This window comes from Sediminibacterium sp. FW305-C-61 (genome assembly GCF_058231065.1).
The window spans coordinates 257,924-272,585 of record NZ_JBIQXR010000003.1 but is presented as its reverse complement, the minus strand read 5'-3'; the positions used below and the strand labels follow the sequence as shown (position 1 = coordinate 272,585).

The 14,662-nt window shown below is 40.5% G+C and carries 15 protein-coding genes; 7 read left to right on the top strand and 8 right to left on the bottom strand.

Going from position 1 to position 14,662, the window contains the following annotated elements; all coding sequences use genetic code 11:
• Positions 1-80: 80 nt before the first annotated feature.
• The 4 genes from ACH30E_RS10135 to ACH30E_RS10120 all read right to left on the bottom strand — a co-directional run bounded on the left by ACH30E_RS10135 (position 81) and on the right by ACH30E_RS10120 (position 4,853).
• A complete protein-coding gene (locus ACH30E_RS10135) occupies positions 81-1,358 on the bottom strand; it encodes a ComEC/Rec2 family competence protein (protein ID WP_490824726.1) in 1,278 nt (425 codons plus the stop codon).
• A complete protein-coding gene (locus ACH30E_RS10130; protein WP_490824725.1) occupies positions 1,358-2,443 on the bottom strand; it encodes a hypothetical protein in 1,086 nt (361 codons plus the stop codon). Before ACH30E_RS10130 ends, ACH30E_RS10135 begins: the two co-directional genes overlap by 1 nt.
• A 182-nt stretch (positions 2,444-2,625) precedes the next feature.
• Entirely contained in the window at positions 2,626-3,939 is a 1,314-nt protein-coding gene (locus ACH30E_RS10125) for a cryptochrome/photolyase family protein (RefSeq protein ID WP_490824724.1), read from the bottom strand.
• Positions 3,940-4,004: 65 nt separating this feature from the next.
• Positions 4,005-4,853, bottom strand: coding sequence for an aminotransferase class IV (locus ACH30E_RS10120; RefSeq protein WP_294995580.1), 849 nt, complete (start codon positions 4,851-4,853; stop codon positions 4,005-4,007).
• Between the two features lie 132 nt (positions 4,854-4,985).
• Here ACH30E_RS10120 and ACH30E_RS10115 point away from each other — a divergent pair, with 132 nt between their 5' ends.
• The 6 genes from ACH30E_RS10115 (at position 4,986) to ACH30E_RS10090 (ending at position 11,513) form a co-directional block, all read left to right on the top strand.
• Complete coding sequence (locus ACH30E_RS10115; protein WP_490824723.1) at positions 4,986-6,098, top strand: Nif3-like dinuclear metal center hexameric protein; 1,113 nt, start codon at positions 4,986-4,988, stop codon at positions 6,096-6,098.
• Between the two features lie 54 nt (positions 6,099-6,152).
• Positions 6,153-6,908, top strand: a complete 756-nt coding sequence (locus ACH30E_RS10110; protein ID WP_294995588.1) for a zinc ribbon domain-containing protein — start codon at positions 6,153-6,155, stop codon at positions 6,906-6,908.
• A gap of 63 nt (positions 6,909-6,971) precedes the next feature.
• Positions 6,972-8,459 (top strand): tetratricopeptide repeat protein, encoded by a 1,488-nt coding sequence (locus tag ACH30E_RS10105; protein ID WP_490824722.1) that lies wholly within the window; start codon positions 6,972-6,974, stop codon positions 8,457-8,459.
• A gap of 164 nt (positions 8,460-8,623) precedes the next feature.
• A complete protein-coding gene (recN, locus tag ACH30E_RS10100) occupies positions 8,624-10,300 on the top strand; it encodes a DNA repair protein RecN (RefSeq protein ID WP_490824721.1) in 1,677 nt (558 codons plus the stop codon).
• A gap of 59 nt (positions 10,301-10,359) precedes the next feature.
• A complete protein-coding gene (locus ACH30E_RS10095) occupies positions 10,360-11,175 on the top strand; it encodes an enoyl-ACP reductase FabI (RefSeq protein ID WP_294995597.1) in 816 nt (271 codons plus the stop codon).
• A 74-nt stretch (positions 11,176-11,249) separates the two neighbouring features.
• A complete protein-coding gene (locus tag ACH30E_RS10090) occupies positions 11,250-11,513 on the top strand; it encodes a SemiSWEET family sugar transporter (protein WP_294995600.1) in 264 nt (87 codons plus the stop codon).
• A 99-nt stretch (positions 11,514-11,612) separates the two neighbouring features.
• Here ACH30E_RS10090 and ACH30E_RS10085 read toward each other — a convergent pair whose 3' ends face one another.
• Positions 11,613-11,834, bottom strand: coding sequence for a DUF2795 domain-containing protein (locus ACH30E_RS10085; RefSeq protein ID WP_026767946.1), 222 nt, complete (start codon positions 11,832-11,834; stop codon positions 11,613-11,615).
• A gap of 134 nt (positions 11,835-11,968) precedes the next feature.
• Here ACH30E_RS10085 and ACH30E_RS10080 point away from each other — a divergent pair, with 134 nt between their 5' ends.
• The gene (locus ACH30E_RS10080; protein WP_490824720.1) at positions 11,969-12,619 is read left to right on the top strand and encodes an ABC transporter ATP-binding protein; all 651 of its coding nucleotides are present in this window, start codon (positions 11,969-11,971) and stop codon (positions 12,617-12,619) included.
• 124 nt (positions 12,620-12,743) lie between these two features.
• On the opposite strand, the gene ACH30E_RS10075 is transcribed toward ACH30E_RS10080, so the two are convergent.
• The 3 genes from ACH30E_RS10075 to gatC form a co-directional block, all read right to left on the bottom strand.
• Positions 12,744-13,304 carry a cob(I)yrinic acid a,c-diamide adenosyltransferase gene (locus ACH30E_RS10075; RefSeq protein ID WP_490824719.1) on the bottom strand — a complete coding sequence of 187 codons (561 nt, stop codon included), beginning with the start codon at positions 13,302-13,304 and terminating at the stop codon, positions 12,744-12,746.
• A gap of 89 nt (positions 13,305-13,393) precedes the next feature.
• Positions 13,394-14,107, bottom strand: coding sequence for an ABC transporter ATP-binding protein (locus ACH30E_RS10070; RefSeq protein WP_294995613.1), 714 nt, complete (start codon positions 14,105-14,107; stop codon positions 13,394-13,396).
• 23 nt (positions 14,108-14,130) lie between these two features.
• A complete protein-coding gene (gene gatC / locus ACH30E_RS10065; protein WP_490824718.1) occupies positions 14,131-14,493 on the bottom strand; it encodes an Asp-tRNA(Asn)/Glu-tRNA(Gln) amidotransferase subunit GatC in 363 nt (120 codons plus the stop codon).
• Positions 14,494-14,662 lie beyond the last annotated feature (169 nt).

Genomic DNA, 14,662 nt, shown 5'->3' with positions numbered 1-14,662 from the left:
CATTTTACCTGCAATCTTCAATACCCTTTTTACTGTTGCAAATCGCTTACTATAAGTAAAGGGGGTGTTGAATTTTGATTTTATCTCGACAGGTATGGTCCGTGTTCTGAAACAATATATTTATCCGCACTGGAATCATTCAGCACATATACTGTATAACGATCGCCTCCAGGGTGTACACGTACAACAATATGTCCCTTTTTTGCTTTATAAGCCCTGTTCACAAATGAATCTCCAATTACATTAATATTAGATTCAAGCATATCCGTTGCAAACAAGTCTCTTGGGCCGGGATATATACTCGCAGACATAATACGTCTCAACACATCATGTCCCGGATGATCCGATGACCATGTTTGCTGTATCCAAACCCTGGGGCGTAAGGTTCTTAAATAAACCCCCTGTTGAGAATCGCGGTTACCATGATGATTCAAAGTGGCTACATCCACAGCGCCGATTAATGATGCAATTTGTGCCTCCATCGAGTGAAAATCGGGTGCACCAAATTCATCAATACCCGAAACATCACCGCCGGTGAAATAATCAAATTTACCATAGCGGATTTTCAAACAAACACTCAGCGGATTTTCTCCGGGATAATATGCTTCCGGAAACACATTTACAGACTCCCTGTTTTTAAATCCTGTTGCTACCCTACCACCTGCGGCTATATTTTTTATCTCCCACCCGGGGAAGCTACCTGGCTCGTGTGTTAGTACGAACTGATCATTTGCTCCTGCAACAACAGAATCGTATTGCATTCCTTTCTTCTTATGTGTATCCAGGAAAGAAAAGTAGTTGTTTAGTGTTTGTACAATATGATATTCATCTTTAGCATATCGTTGCTGAAATGCTTCCGAACGCAGATTGACTGGCGCAAGATGTCCCCTGTCGAGCATAACTTTAATTGGAACAATATCGCCAACACCCGTAAATCCTGTTAACACATAATCACCATAGACTGATTTCTTTTTTAGTGTATCCCATTCACCAAAATGATCATCATGAAAATGAGATATAACACCATAATCTATCTGAGGTTTTTTAAACGGCGAAAACTCGGTAATATATTGACTAAGCCATTCATAAGCCTGTTTTGAACTGTCTGGATGTAACCTGCTGTTCCTGTCAGATCCGGTGCGGGGATGTGTATCGGAAATTTCTCCGGCATCAAATAGCATGGTGGTTCCATCCGGAAATACCATAAAAGTGGCGTTTCCCCTGCCGGTGCTGATGTGATGGATATCGAACATACCCCTCGACCAGGGTGCCAGTTTAGTTTTTTGTGCTTTTGCTGATGTTATTAAAAGTAAAAGCAGTATAACAGGTGCAACTATTTTAAACGTTCTGTGCTTCATTATTTTTGTTCTGTTTCAACAGCTTTGGCTACTTCATGTTCTGCAGTATAGTTGAAACCTGCTAATTGTGCCACAGTAGCTGCTAATTGTTTTTGATAGAGCTGCTGAGCCTTCTTAATTTCCCCTGATGGTTTTACTTTAGGGCCAATTACAGTGAACCATATCTGCGAAGCATCCAATACTTTCTGCCCGTGTGAGGTCCATTCAGTTTTTACCAGATCCCCTCTTCCATGATCCGTTGTAATAAGTAAAGTAGTTTTATCCTTATAATCGGGATCGTGCTGTATCCAGTTCCAGATTTGTCCAACCCACTCATCAAACTGATGTGTTGCTTCGAGATAGTATTTGTAATCGCCATGATGTGCAAACTCATCTGTATCACCGTAAGAGATATAAAATACTTTTGGTTTTTTTACCTGCAAATAATGAAAGGCCTGAAAATGTGTAAATACATCAAGGGTTTCTCCCGTACCAAAAGGCTTAAACCCAGTCTGGTTCATTTCATTCAGCATTTTCATAATTGGATCTGACAGTACTGCCGTATTATCATCGTAAGCATTCAGCACAGGAAAACCTGCTCGTTTTTCGTTGATGATCCTGTCAAAAGCTCCCCAAGCACCAAATGCTGCAACCCTGTTTTTATAGGCAGGTATTTTATTGAAGAATTCCAGGATATTGGTATGCGGATTGGGCGGATATTCATTTGAGTTGATCAGTGTATCAACATGCCCGGTAAGAATTTCGCTATATCCGGGATAAGAGAACCAATAAGGATTTGCATTATCTACCTTGTTATTATAAACCCTGTTTCCATATAACTGCCCCTGTTTTGCAAGAGTTCCCCAAAAAAAAGGCATCAGTTTTTGCCTTCTACCAGCTTCTGTTTTATCCCAATATTTTTTGAATATTCCGAGGCTGTCTTCCTGGTTAAATTTTGGGTTTCGAGCAATTTCGGCATCCATTCCTTTGAATACTTCCTGCCATCTTAAACCATCTGTTGTGATGATGATAATTTTCTGATCCTTATCTTGTGCCATTGCAACAACGGAAATGAGCGTAGCAATAAGGGTTGATAACAAACGCATAATCATTAAATTTTGAGAGCGTGAAGTTATCGCCTTGCCTTCTGCTGTATATTACCGTTGCGTGAAGAAATTATTGTCTTTTTGCAGGAGTAATTTTCTTTCTCTGCAAAGAACGAGTGAAATGAAAAGATAGGGCAACGGTATTTATCCAGATAAAACAAATACTGTAGCAGGTTTTGCATTCATAACCCCTTCAATGCTTTCGCATAAACTTCAAGCACACGTTTTCTTGCCAATTCATGTTGCACGATGGGTTGAGGATAATTGAACTCATTTAATTCAGGTACCCACTTTCGAATATAAGTGAGGTCTTTATCAAATTTTTCTGTTTGTAGTCTAGGATTAAATACCCTGAAATAAGGCGCAGCATCGCAGCCACTACTGCTGGCCCATTGCCATCCACCGTTATTGGCAGCCAAATCGAAATCGAGTAGCTTTTGTGCAAAATAAGCTTCACCCCAACGCCAATCGATTAGTAAGTGCTTGGTTAAAAACGATGCAACAATCATGCGTACCCGATTATGCATATAACCTGTTGCATTTAATTCACGCATACCTGCATCAACAATTGGGTATCCGGTAGTACCATTGCACCAATGTTCAAATTCAGCTTCATTATTGCGCCATTCAATTTTATCATATTCGGGTTTGAAAGAAGCTCCTTTTCCAACATGAGGAAAATGGAAAAGAATGGCATGGTAGAAATCCCGCCAGATCAATTCATTCAGGTAAACTTCATTCAATGCCTGGGCTTGTTTTGCCAGGTAACGGATACTCACTGTTCCGAAACGAAGGTGAACACCCATTTTTGAGGTTCCGTTTGGCAGATGTGGGAAATCACGGTTTTTACCATATTGCCTGATTACTTGTTCCTCTAATTGTTTTGAGGGAAATACTTTGGATGCTTCATTAAACCCGATTGCAGCAAGTGTAGGAATTGATTGAACCCGTTGTTTGAAAAAATTACTGAAATATTTTTCAGTTGGATAGGCTTTCAGGTAAAAATCATTCAGCCTGGCCTTCCATTTACGGGAATAGGGTGTGAAAACAGTATATGGTTTACCATCATCTTTTACCACTTCATTTTTCTCAAAAATCACCTGATCCTTATAAGTATTGAAACCGACACCCTGTTCCTTTAAAAATTTGGCTATAGCTTCATCTCTCTCAAGGGCATAAGGTTCATAGTCGTGGTTAGTAAACACATTTTGAATGGCATATTTGTTGACCAGTTCTTTATATACTTCCAATGGACTCCCATAATAAACTTCCAGTGATGAACCTAATGACGCAAGCAATGTTTGCATTTCATTCAGGGCTTCATGTATAAAAGAAACCCTTCTATCTGACTTGTCTTCCAGTTTATCCAGTATGTTTTTATCGAAAATAAATATGGGCACAACCGGCACACCTGTTCGCAACGCATAATATAGGGCTGCGTTGTCAGTCAAGCGTAGATCTCTTCGAAACCACATAACCTGAACAGATAATCTCATGAAATCATTTTTCAGGGTTAACAGTTTTTGCCATAAATGGTTCAAAGATTCAAATGAAAATCCGTTTAAACCGACTGAACCAGGAGCTTATATAAATGGCTTGCGAATGTATTTGTATAGTTATTATTCCCAAGTTGTCTCACCCATCTGATGCCATGTATGGCGTTGGTTAAAAATATTTCAGATGCTTCAGTTAATTCTTCGGCATTAATCATCCCTTCTTCTACAGGTATACCTTCATCACGCATCAACTTTAATAATTTCCTGCGCATCACGCCATTTACCGGACCTTCCGTTAGTGCCGGGGTTTTTACTTTACCATTACCGGCAACAATAAATACATTAGCAATGGTTGCATCAGCTAATCGGTCTTGGGCATTTAACAGAATTGCATCGTTTAGTTGATTTTCCTTTGCCCATAAAGCTCCCATTACATAAGGAAGGTAGCTATTGCTTTTTATGGCTGAAAAACGATCGATCGTTTTACGAGCATCTTTGTATAAATCAATCACCAACCCATTTTCATTAAGCTCATATTTACCATGTGCCAGCGGCCAGCTTTGTATCAGTAAATAAGGAAACTGATTTTGTTCATCATACACACCGCCCTCTCCCCTGGTTACAGTAAGCCTGATTCGACCACTTTTACTATGGCCATTTTTTTCGGCAACAGCCATCACCTGTTTTTCTAACCAGGAAGCGGTAAAATAACCCGACTTTTTAAAATGCAAAAGCTCCAGTGAGCTGATCAGTCTTTCAAAATGGTAATCGGCCAGCAAAATTCTGCCATCCAGTATTTTAATCGTCTCAAAACAGCCATCGCCATACCTGTACGACCTGTTATTAGGCGAAATCAATAGTTTATCCGACCTTAACATTTGTCCATCGTAAAAAAGAAAATCTCCTTCCTGCATACCTATAATTATAGAATGAAGGTAACTTGCCTGCAGCAATCAACAAATATGAAATCAGCCAAACTAAAATTTTACATCAGCAGAAATGTTCATTGGCGAATTCTTTGTGACTAAATTCAATAAAATAAACACATGAAGATCAATCATATTATACAGGCACTTGAACAATTGGCGCCACCTGCTTTGCAGGAGTCTTACGATAATGCAGGATTAATTACCGGCTCTCCTTCCTGGGAGTGCACAGGTATTGTTTGCACACTGGATGCAACGGAAGCAGTGATATTGGATGCAAAAGCCAAAGGATGTAACCTGGTAGTGGCGCATCACCCGATAATTTTCAGTGGACTTAAAAAAATTAATGGGAAGAATTATGTAGAAAAAGCAGTGATTTCAGCCATTAAGGAAGATGTGGCGATTTATGCTATTCATACCAATCTTGATAATGTTATTCATGGGGTAAATAATAAAATGGCCGATAGATTAGGCCTCATAAACAGAAAAATACTTGCGCCGAAAGCAGGTTTGCTCATGAAACTTTTCAGCTTTGTGCCTCATGCTGATGCCGAAAAACTCAGAAATGCCCTTTTTGCAGCAGGGGCCGGTGATATTGGAAAATATAGTCATTGCAGTTTTTCAACCGATGGAACGGGAAGTTTCAGGGCTGGGGAAGGAACGAATCCGCATGTAGGAGAGATCGGTAAGACCCATTTTGAAGGGGAAACCAAAATAGAAGTGATTTTTCCGGCCTGGCGACAGCAGGCAGTGCTGGCCGCCCTTTTTGAAGCACACCCTTATGAGGAAGTAGCTTATGATCTTGTGAGTTTATCGAATGATTATCAGGAAGTTGGAAGTGGTTTAATAGCAGAATTACCCGAACCTATGGAGGAGCTTTTCTTTTTCCAGATGCTGAAAACGGCTTTTGACCTGAAAATGGTTAAACACACCCCATTTTTGGGCAAAAAGATCAAAAAAGTAGCCCTTTGTGGTGGTTCTGGCAGCTTTTTAACCGGAAAAGCCCTTTCGAAGGGGGCAGATATCTATATTTCCGCCGATTTTAAATACCACGAGTTTTTTGATGCCAATGACAGAATGGTCATAGCCGATATAGGGCATTGGGAAAGTGAACAATATACAATCGACCTGCTGCTTGATGTTTTACAGGCTAAATTCCCTACCTTTGCCGTCCTCAAATCCGGGGTAAAAACCAATGTGGTGAACTACTTCACAGGAGAGGAAAATAACTAGATCTGAGGATCAAAGTACAGGAATCAAGTATTTACAATAAACCACTTATACAATATGGCTTCCGTTAAAGACTTTTCGGTTGAAGAAAAACTGGTTAACCTGCTCAAGTTGCAGAAGATTGACAGCAAGCTGGATGAAATCCAAATTCTTAAGGGTGAACTTCCGATGGAAGTAAGCGACCTGGAAGATGAGATCCAGGGTTTACAGAGCCGTCAGACCCGCATTGAAGAAGAGATCAACGGTATCACTGAATTCATCGAAAGCAAAAAGAATACGATGAAAGAAAGTGAGGCTTTGATTGCTAAATATGAAAAGCAGAGCGAGAACGTAAAGAACAATCGTGAGTTCGAAGCTATCAATAAGGAAATTGAAATGCAGCAGTTAGAAATTAAACTGGCTGAAAAACATATCCGCGATGCAAATGAAGAGCTTGCAGATAAAGTAAAAAGTCTGGAAGCTGCTAAAAAACAAATCGCTGTAAAAGATGGTGTATTGAACCATAAGAAAAGCGAACTGGAAAAAATCATCGCAGATACGGAAAAAGAAGAAACTCATTTTAATAAGCAAAGTGCAGAAGCCCGTGGTCATATTGATGAGCGCCTCCTGTACAGCTACGACCGTATCCGTAAGAGCTACCGCAATGGTTTATCAGTAGTACCGGTTGAGCGTGATGCTTGCGGTGGTTGTTTTAACTCTATCCCACCTCAGCGCCAGAGCGAGATCCGTTTACACAAAAAGATCATTGTTTGTGAAAACTGTGGTCGTATCCTGGTAGATGCTGACTTGAATGATAGCGTAGAAGTAAAATAAACACTTGTTATAAGATTCTTGAAAGGACAGCTATTTGGCTGTCCTTTCTTATTTTCGGGCTACATGAAACTATCTTTCCTCGTATTCCTTTTTTTATCCCTTTCGCTTTTGGGCAAGAGCCAAAAAGTGTATGATTTTAATGCAACCTGTCAACAGGCGTATTTTGAAATTACACGGTTGAAAATAGGGCAGGGACAAATATTGATTCAGAAAGCGCGCCAGCAAAATCCGGAGAACCTGATTCCGATAGTATTGGAAAGCTATATCGACTTCCTCATACTTTTTTTGAATGAAAACCCGGCAGACTATAAACTTCGGCAACCGAGGTTCAGCAATAGGATTGAATTATTGGAAGAAGGTCCTTCAAACTCCCCCTATTATCGATTCGCATTAAGCACAGTTCGAATTCATAAAGCAGCATCCGCTATTAAATTTGGTAAAATGTGGGAAGCAGGATGGGATATCCGGAGAGCCTGGAATTTATTAAAAGAAAACAGGAAAGCTTTTCCCAACTTTATACCTGATGATCTCATGTATGGTACTTTACAGGCCATGATTGGCACGATTCCAAAAGGTTATAAATGGCTTGCAAGTGTATTGGGCATGAGGGGCTCAGTTACGGATGGACTAAAAACAGTACACTCATTTGTGCATAGTAATGATCCGGTGGCTAAAATATTTGCCAATGAAGCGAATTTCATCTACCCGTATTTATTGTTTTATATGGACAATAAAAAAGATGAAGCATTGGCGTTTATACAGGAAAAGAAATTAGACCTTATCAATAATCACCTTCATGGCTGGATGGCTGCCAATCTTAGTTTAAACCATAAGCAGGCGCGGTTAACACAACAGATTGTACAGAACAGAAATCAATCACCCGAGTACCTTGATCTGGCCATCTGGGATTTTGAAATGGGATTTGTAAAAATGTACCAGCTTAAGCCTGAAGAAGCCATCCCCTATTTTGAAAAATTTCTACACAAATTCAAGGGCAATTTTTATGTGAAAGATGTGTATGATAAAATCAGGTTATGCCATTATTTATTGGGCGATAAAGCCGCTGCGGAAAATGCCAGACAATCCGTGCTTACGAAAGGGGCCACCGATTCAGATGCAGATAAAAAAGCACTCAAAGATGCAAAAGCGAATTACCAGCCGAATCTATTATTGCTAAAAGCACGCCTCCAAAACGACGGCGGTTACCACCGGGAAGCACTGGCTTTATTACATGGAAAAACAGAAGCCGATTTTGATACCGTTGAAGATAAACTTGAGTATGTTTACAGGGTTGCACGTATTTATGATGACCTGGGCAGAGAACCTGAAGCCATCAATGCTTATTTAGCGGCTATAAGACTGGGCGAATTCAGAAAAGAATATTATGCTGCAAGAGCGGCGGTTCAACTGGGACAACTTTATGAAGCCAAAGGACAAAAAGCGATAGCCATTCAATATTACCAGCGTTGTCTCGACATGGGTGATCACGAATACAAAAACTCCCTCGACCAACGCGCAAAATCGGGGATACTGAGGTGTAAAGGGGAATAGAATTTGAGATAACTTGCGGATGGCAGATGGCAGATGGCAGATGGCAGATGGCAGATGGCAGATGGCAGATGGCGGATGGCGGATGTCTGATGTCTGATGGAGGATGGAGGATTTGTGGGGTAGTGTTGTTCACTACTGACTATTGACAATTCACAATTCAAACTATGCTTACAAAGCTTTACATACAGAACTATGCAATCATTGATGAGATTGAGATTCAGTTTTCTGATAGGCTGAATATTATTACCGGGGAAACGGGGGCGGGTAAGAGTATTTTGATGGGGGCACTCAGTCTGATACTTGGAGAAAGGGCAGACAGTTCTGTATTGGTAAATAAGACTAAGAAATGTTTTATTGAGGGCGTTTTCAGTATACTGGACAAACCGGCTGTTTTATCTTTTTTACAGGAACAAGAATTTGATAATGATTCGGAACTAGTACTGCGCAGAGAGATTGCAGCAAATGGAAAATCTAGGGCTTTTATCAATGATACTCCGGCAACAGTTCAGCAATTAAAACAGTTGACTTCTTTGCTTGTAGACCTTCACCAGCAATTCGATACACTTGAACTGGGTGACAGCGATTTTCAACGGGAAGTATTGGATGCATTAGCAGGTAATGAAACAGTTTTACAGCAGTATAAAAAGATATTCCTGCAATGGCAACAGACTTCCAAAGAATTAACACAACTGCAGGAGCAAAAAAATGCTTTCACAAAAGAAGCGGACTACCATCAATTTTTATTGGATGAATTAAATGAGGTTTCCTTCAAAGAAAACGAACTGGAAGACCTCGACCAGGAGCTGAAAGTGTTAAGCAGTGCAGAAGGTATTAAATCGGCACTCAATAAAGTATTTTATGAACTAAGGGAAAGCGAACAACCGATTGTTACAACCATTAAGCAACTGTTACAACAGTTACAGCCCTTTGCAGAGCTGCAAAAAGACCTTGGCGGAATAATTACCCGATTACAAAGTACCCAGGTTGAGTTACAGGATATTGCAGGTGAAATTGACCATATAAATGATCAGATTCAATTTGATGAAAAAAGAATTGATTGGATCAACGAACGTTTAACACAGGGATACAAACTGCTGAAAAAACATTCACTGCAAAACACCCATGAATTGTTGACCCTTCAAGAAGAACTAGCAAAAAAGCTGGAAGCGGTTTTAAATATTGATGAGGCCATCAGTAATAAAGAAAAAGAAGCAAAAATTTTATACGAGGAGGCGGAGAAACTGGCGGAACAATTATCTGTGAGCAGACAGAAACAGTTGGAGCCTCTGGAGTTATCTGTAAACCGTTTACTGGTTCAGGTTGGTATGCCCAATGCACGTTTGAAAGTCGACATAAAAACAGTGGCACTACATTTATTTGGCAAGAACCAGATCGACTTTCTTTTTGATGCCAACCAGCCTGCCGGACAAGCAAGTAATAACAATCGCTTTGAACCCATTCGTAAGGTCGCCAGCGGTGGCGAACTGAGTAGGCTGATGTTGTGCATTAAATCGCTTGTAGCAGCCTCTATCGACCTGCCAACCATGATATTTGATGAAATAGATTCAGGCATATCAGGCGAAGCTGCAAAACAGGTTGGATTGATCATGAAAAACATGGCCAACAACAGGCAGATCATCTGTATTACCCACCAGCCGCAAATAGCAGGTAAAGCTGATGCACACTTCTTTGTTTACAAGGAAATTGTTGCCGATCAGGTAAAAACAAATATCCGCTTACTGGATACTGATGAACGCATAACAGCTATTGCCCGTATGCTCAGCGGAGAAAAACCTACCGCAGCAGCAATGGAAAATGCAAGGGAAATGATGCGGAATTAAAGGGTTTAACTGATATTCTATACTTTTACCCCTACTAAACCATTTTTAAACCAACCAATATGGCTTATAACCTGCTAAAAGGAAAACGCGGTATCATTACCGGTGCCCTCGATGAAAATTCTATTGCCTGGAAAGTGGCAGAAAAAGCACACGAAGAAGGTGCCACTTTTGTACTAACCAATGCCCCTATTGCCATGCGCATGGGTGAGATCAATAAATTGGCCGAAAAAACAAATTCCCAGATTATTCCTGCAGATGCAACCAGTGTAGAAGAACTAACCACCCTTTTTACCCAATCGCAGGAAGTTTTGGGCGGTAAAATCGATTTTGTGTTACACTCAATTGGTATGAGCGTTAACATCCGTAAAAAAATACCTTATACAGAATCTAATTACGATTACTTTATGAAGGGTATCGATGTATCTGCTATGTCGCTTCATAAAATGCTGGCAGTGGCAAAAAAACTCGATGCCATTAATGAATGGGGAAGTGTTGTTGCACTTACTTATATGGCGGCACAAAGAACTTATCCTTTCTATACAGACATGGCCGATATCAAAGCCATGCTGGAATCAATTGCCCGTAGTTTCGGATACCATTATGGTCTGGAGAAAAAGGTTCGTATCAACACCGTATCACAATCTCCTACCAAAACCACAGCAGGTACCGGAATCAAAGGTTTCGGCGATTTCTTTGATTATGCCAACGCCATTGCACCATTAGGAAACGCAAGCGCAGAAGATTGTGCCAACTACTGTATCACCCTCTTCTCCGACCTCACCCGTATGGTTACCATGCAAAACCTCTTCCACGATGGCGGTTATTCAACCACAGGGGTGAGTATGGATGTGATGACGAAATTGGGAGTAGAATAAGCATGTATTGATCGCTGATGGCTGATGTCGGATATATTTAAATAAGCCATCAGCGATTATCAAATAATAACACTATGAATTGGATCGAATTAATCGGCTACCTGGGCTCATTTCTTACTTCTATTACTTTTATTCCACAGGTATATAAATCCTGGCAGTCTAAAAGTGTGGGTGATTTGAGTATCTGGATGATTACCATTGTTGTTACCAGCACCATTGTATGGTTGGTATATGGTTTCGCCATAGAAAGCGGTCCGGTCATTGTAGCCAACTTTGTAGTGCTGACCCTGACGCTGGTACTGCTCTATTTTAAACTTACTTTTAAAAAGAAAAGCTAACAGCTAAAGGCTAATGGCTAAAAGCTATCAGCACAAAAAAATCCCGCCACAATGCTGTAGCGGGATTTTTTCTTGATCTATTCTTCCTGAAAGCGGGTATTAGTATTCGTCTTCATTGAACATGAAGTCTTCCTGGCTTGGATAGTCAGGCCAGATATCTTCTATGCTCTCGTACACTTCACCCTCATCTTCCAGCTCCTGGAGATTTTCTACCACTTCAATAGGCGCGCCACTACGGATTGAATAATCAATCAGTTCATCTTTGGTGGCTGGCCAGGGAGCTTCTTCCAGATAACTTGCCAATTCTAATGTCCAGAACATAACTTACCTTTTAATTTTTTGCAAATGTAACCGTATATATGATACTACCAAATGTGCCCGGCCCTCCTGTGTAAAGAAATGTTTAAAAAAAGCCCGATATAGGCTAAGTTTGAGCGTCTAAACAGGTTCAAAATATGCTAAAAGCGGTCAATATAACCCGGAAATACGGTCAACTGGAGGTACTGAAAGGTGTAAATATTGACGTGTCTAAAGGGGAAATGGTAAGTATTGTAGGCTCATCCGGAGCCGGCAAAAGCACCCTGTTGCATATCCTTGGAACCCTTGATAAGGCTGATAGCGGGTCTATCTGGCTCAATCAGCAGCAGGTTGATCTGTTAAAAGGTGAAAAATTATCTGCTTTCCGTAACCGGCATATTGGTTTTGTTTTTCAGTTTCACCATCTCTTACCCGAATTCTCTGCACTGGAAAATGTTTGCATACCCGGGTGGATCGCAGGCACACCTAAAAAAAATGTGGAAAAAAGAGCTATCGAACTACTTGAACTCCTGGGATTACAAGACCGGATGGAAAACAAACCTAACCAATTATCAGGAGGCGAACAACAACGCGTAGCCGTTGCAAGGGCACTGATAAACCAGCCCGATATCATTTTTGCGGATGAACCCACAGGTAACCTGGACAGCACCAATGCCCGCGAATTACATGCCTTATTCGGACAACTTCGCGAACAGTTTCAGCAAACTTTTTTAATCGTCACCCATAATGAGGAACTGGCAGCATTAAGCGATCGCGTGCTACATATGAAGGATGGGAGGATGAGCTGAAAGGGGTGAATTGTCAATGGTGAATTGTCAATTTGAATTTTGAATTTTGATTTTTGAATTTTGATTTTTGATTTTTGAATTGTACATTTTCATTCACCATTCACCATTGACAATTCACGTGAAATCAAACCCTCGGTTTCCACGCTACTTCTGCTACGCCCAGGTGGTGGGCTATGAAGCGGGCGAGGACGAATAAATAATCACTCAACCGATTGAGGTATTTGATTACCATTGGGTCTACAAAAATTTCCTGCTCCTGCATATTCACACAATTCCGTTCTGCCCTTCTGCAAACACAACGCGCTATATGCGCTGAAGAAACGGCTATATGTCCACCAGGAAGAATAAAGAATTTCATTGGCGCCAACACTTCATTCATTTTATCGATTTCCATTTCAAGCGCAGTAATATCGGCTTCCTTCAAATCTGGAAGTTTCATCAGTGGTTCTTTATCAGGGTCACAAGCTAAGGAAGATCCAATGGTAAATAAACGATCCTGTATTTCTTTCAGTACCGTGCGTGAATGGGTTTCATCGAAACAATCACTTACCATTCCTATATGTGAATTCAATTCATCTACTGTTCCGTAGGTTTCAATACGAATATGGTTCTTAGGCACTTTGGTACCTCCAATTAAGGATGTTTTACCCAGATCGCCGGTTTTTGTATAAATCTTTAATGCCATTGTTTAGAAATTCAGTTTGATATACAAAAACAGATTCAATTGGTTCAGATTTAAGCAACGAAAATTTAATGCGGTACTAAATATTTAGACTATGAGAATCCTGCCATTGAAGTATTCCTGGTTTTATCCGTTTCCACCAATCCATCGCGTAAACGTACTACCCTGTGTGCATAGGCTGCTATATCTTCTTCGTGGGTAACCAGTACCACGGTATTACCCGCTTCCTGTATTTTGCCAAATATCTCCATTACTTCCACCGATGTTTTTGAATCAAGGTTACCGGTAGGTTCATCTGCCAGCAAAATGGAAGGATTATTAACCAAGGCCCGCGCAATTGCCACACGCTGAATCTGTCCACCACTTAACTCATTCGATTTATGGTGACTTCTATCCGCAAGTCCTACTTTTTCTAATGCAGCCATTGCCCTTTCCATTCTTTCCTTTTTACTAACACCCGCATAAATTAAAGGCAATGCCACATTTTCAGCCGCGGTTAGTCTTGGTAAGAGATTAAATTGCTGGAATACAAAGCCGATTTCAGAATTACGCACTTCTGCCAGTTCATCATCAGACATCTTACTTACATCTTTCTGGTTCAGTATGTATTTCCCTCCAGTAGGTGAATCCAAACAACCCAGGATATTCATGAGGGTACTTTTACCACTACCAGATGGTCCCATTAATGCTACGTATTCATTTTTACGGATATCCAGAGATATGCCCTTGAGTACAGGAATGGCCTGGCTCCCCATAAAATAACTTTTCTGGATCTGTTCGAGTCGGATGATTACCTGGTTTGACATGTCTGAATGCGTATTTTATTAAACTATTTTCTGATCACTTTAGGCACCCTGAAAAATTGCTCGTCAGCGCCGGGTGCATTTTTTAATGCAAGTTCTCTCGTTACTGAACCGTTCAATTCATCTTCTCTCAGTACATTAAATGTTTGCCCCATGTGCAACATTGGTTGTACACCACTTGTGTCGAGCTCTGAAAGTTTCTCGACAAAAGCTACCATTTTCTGCATATCGGCCTGGATTTCCTTTTTCGCTTCATCAGAAAAATGCAGCCTGGATAAATGCGCGAGATGATCAACAAGTTCGGGTGTGAGCTCCATGTAAACAAAAATAACTGAAAGAAGCCCAAAATCAATCGAATATTGTTGAATGGCAGACAATTTGGGCTGCAAGCCATTGCTTTAAGGGGAAAATAGGCTGCGAGCTTCTAGCTACTAGCTGCTAGCCTTGATGGGTGCTTATTTTAGGTTTTCTGCTATTATTTGAATAAATGAGAAGTCTTGCGAATTTGTTTTGTAATAAACCCACTTAAAATAAATATTTAATTACTATTTCCACGCT

Coding starts and splice junctions, on each gene's coding strand:
- ACH30E_RS10115 (WP_490824723.1), top strand. CDS start 4,986: ATGAAGATCAATCATATTATACAGGCACTTGAACAATTGGCGCCACCT.
- ACH30E_RS10070 (WP_294995613.1), bottom strand. CDS start 14,107: ATGTCAAACCAGGTAATCATCCGACTCGAACAGATCCAGAAAAGTTAT.
- recN (WP_490824721.1), top strand. CDS start 8,624: ATGCTTACAAAGCTTTACATACAGAACTATGCAATCATTGATGAGATT.
- ACH30E_RS10125 (WP_490824724.1), bottom strand. CDS start 3,939: ATGAGATTATCTGTTCAGGTTATGTGGTTTCGAAGAGATCTACGCTTG.
- ACH30E_RS10090 (WP_294995600.1), top strand. CDS start 11,250: ATGAATTGGATCGAATTAATCGGCTACCTGGGCTCATTTCTTACTTCT.
- ACH30E_RS10130 (WP_490824725.1), bottom strand. CDS start 2,443: ATGCGTTTGTTATCAACCCTTATTGCTACGCTCATTTCCGTTGTTGCA.
- ACH30E_RS10095 (WP_294995597.1), top strand. CDS start 10,360: ATGGCTTATAACCTGCTAAAAGGAAAACGCGGTATCATTACCGGTGCC.
- ACH30E_RS10135 (WP_490824726.1), bottom strand. CDS start 1,358: ATGAAGCACAGAACGTTTAAAATAGTTGCACCTGTTATACTGCTTTTA.
- ACH30E_RS10110 (WP_294995588.1), top strand. CDS start 6,153: ATGGCTTCCGTTAAAGACTTTTCGGTTGAAGAAAAACTGGTTAACCTG.
- ACH30E_RS10075 (WP_490824719.1), bottom strand. CDS start 13,304: ATGGCATTAAAGATTTATACAAAAACCGGCGATCTGGGTAAAACATCC.
- ACH30E_RS10105 (WP_490824722.1), top strand. CDS start 6,972: ATGAAACTATCTTTCCTCGTATTCCTTTTTTTATCCCTTTCGCTTTTG.
- ACH30E_RS10085 (WP_026767946.1), bottom strand. CDS start 11,834: ATGTTCTGGACATTAGAATTGGCAAGTTATCTGGAAGAAGCTCCCTGG.
- ACH30E_RS10120 (WP_294995580.1), bottom strand. CDS start 4,853: ATGCAGGAAGGAGATTTTCTTTTTTACGATGGACAAATGTTAAGGTCG.
- ACH30E_RS10080 (WP_490824720.1), top strand. CDS start 11,969: ATGCTAAAAGCGGTCAATATAACCCGGAAATACGGTCAACTGGAGGTA.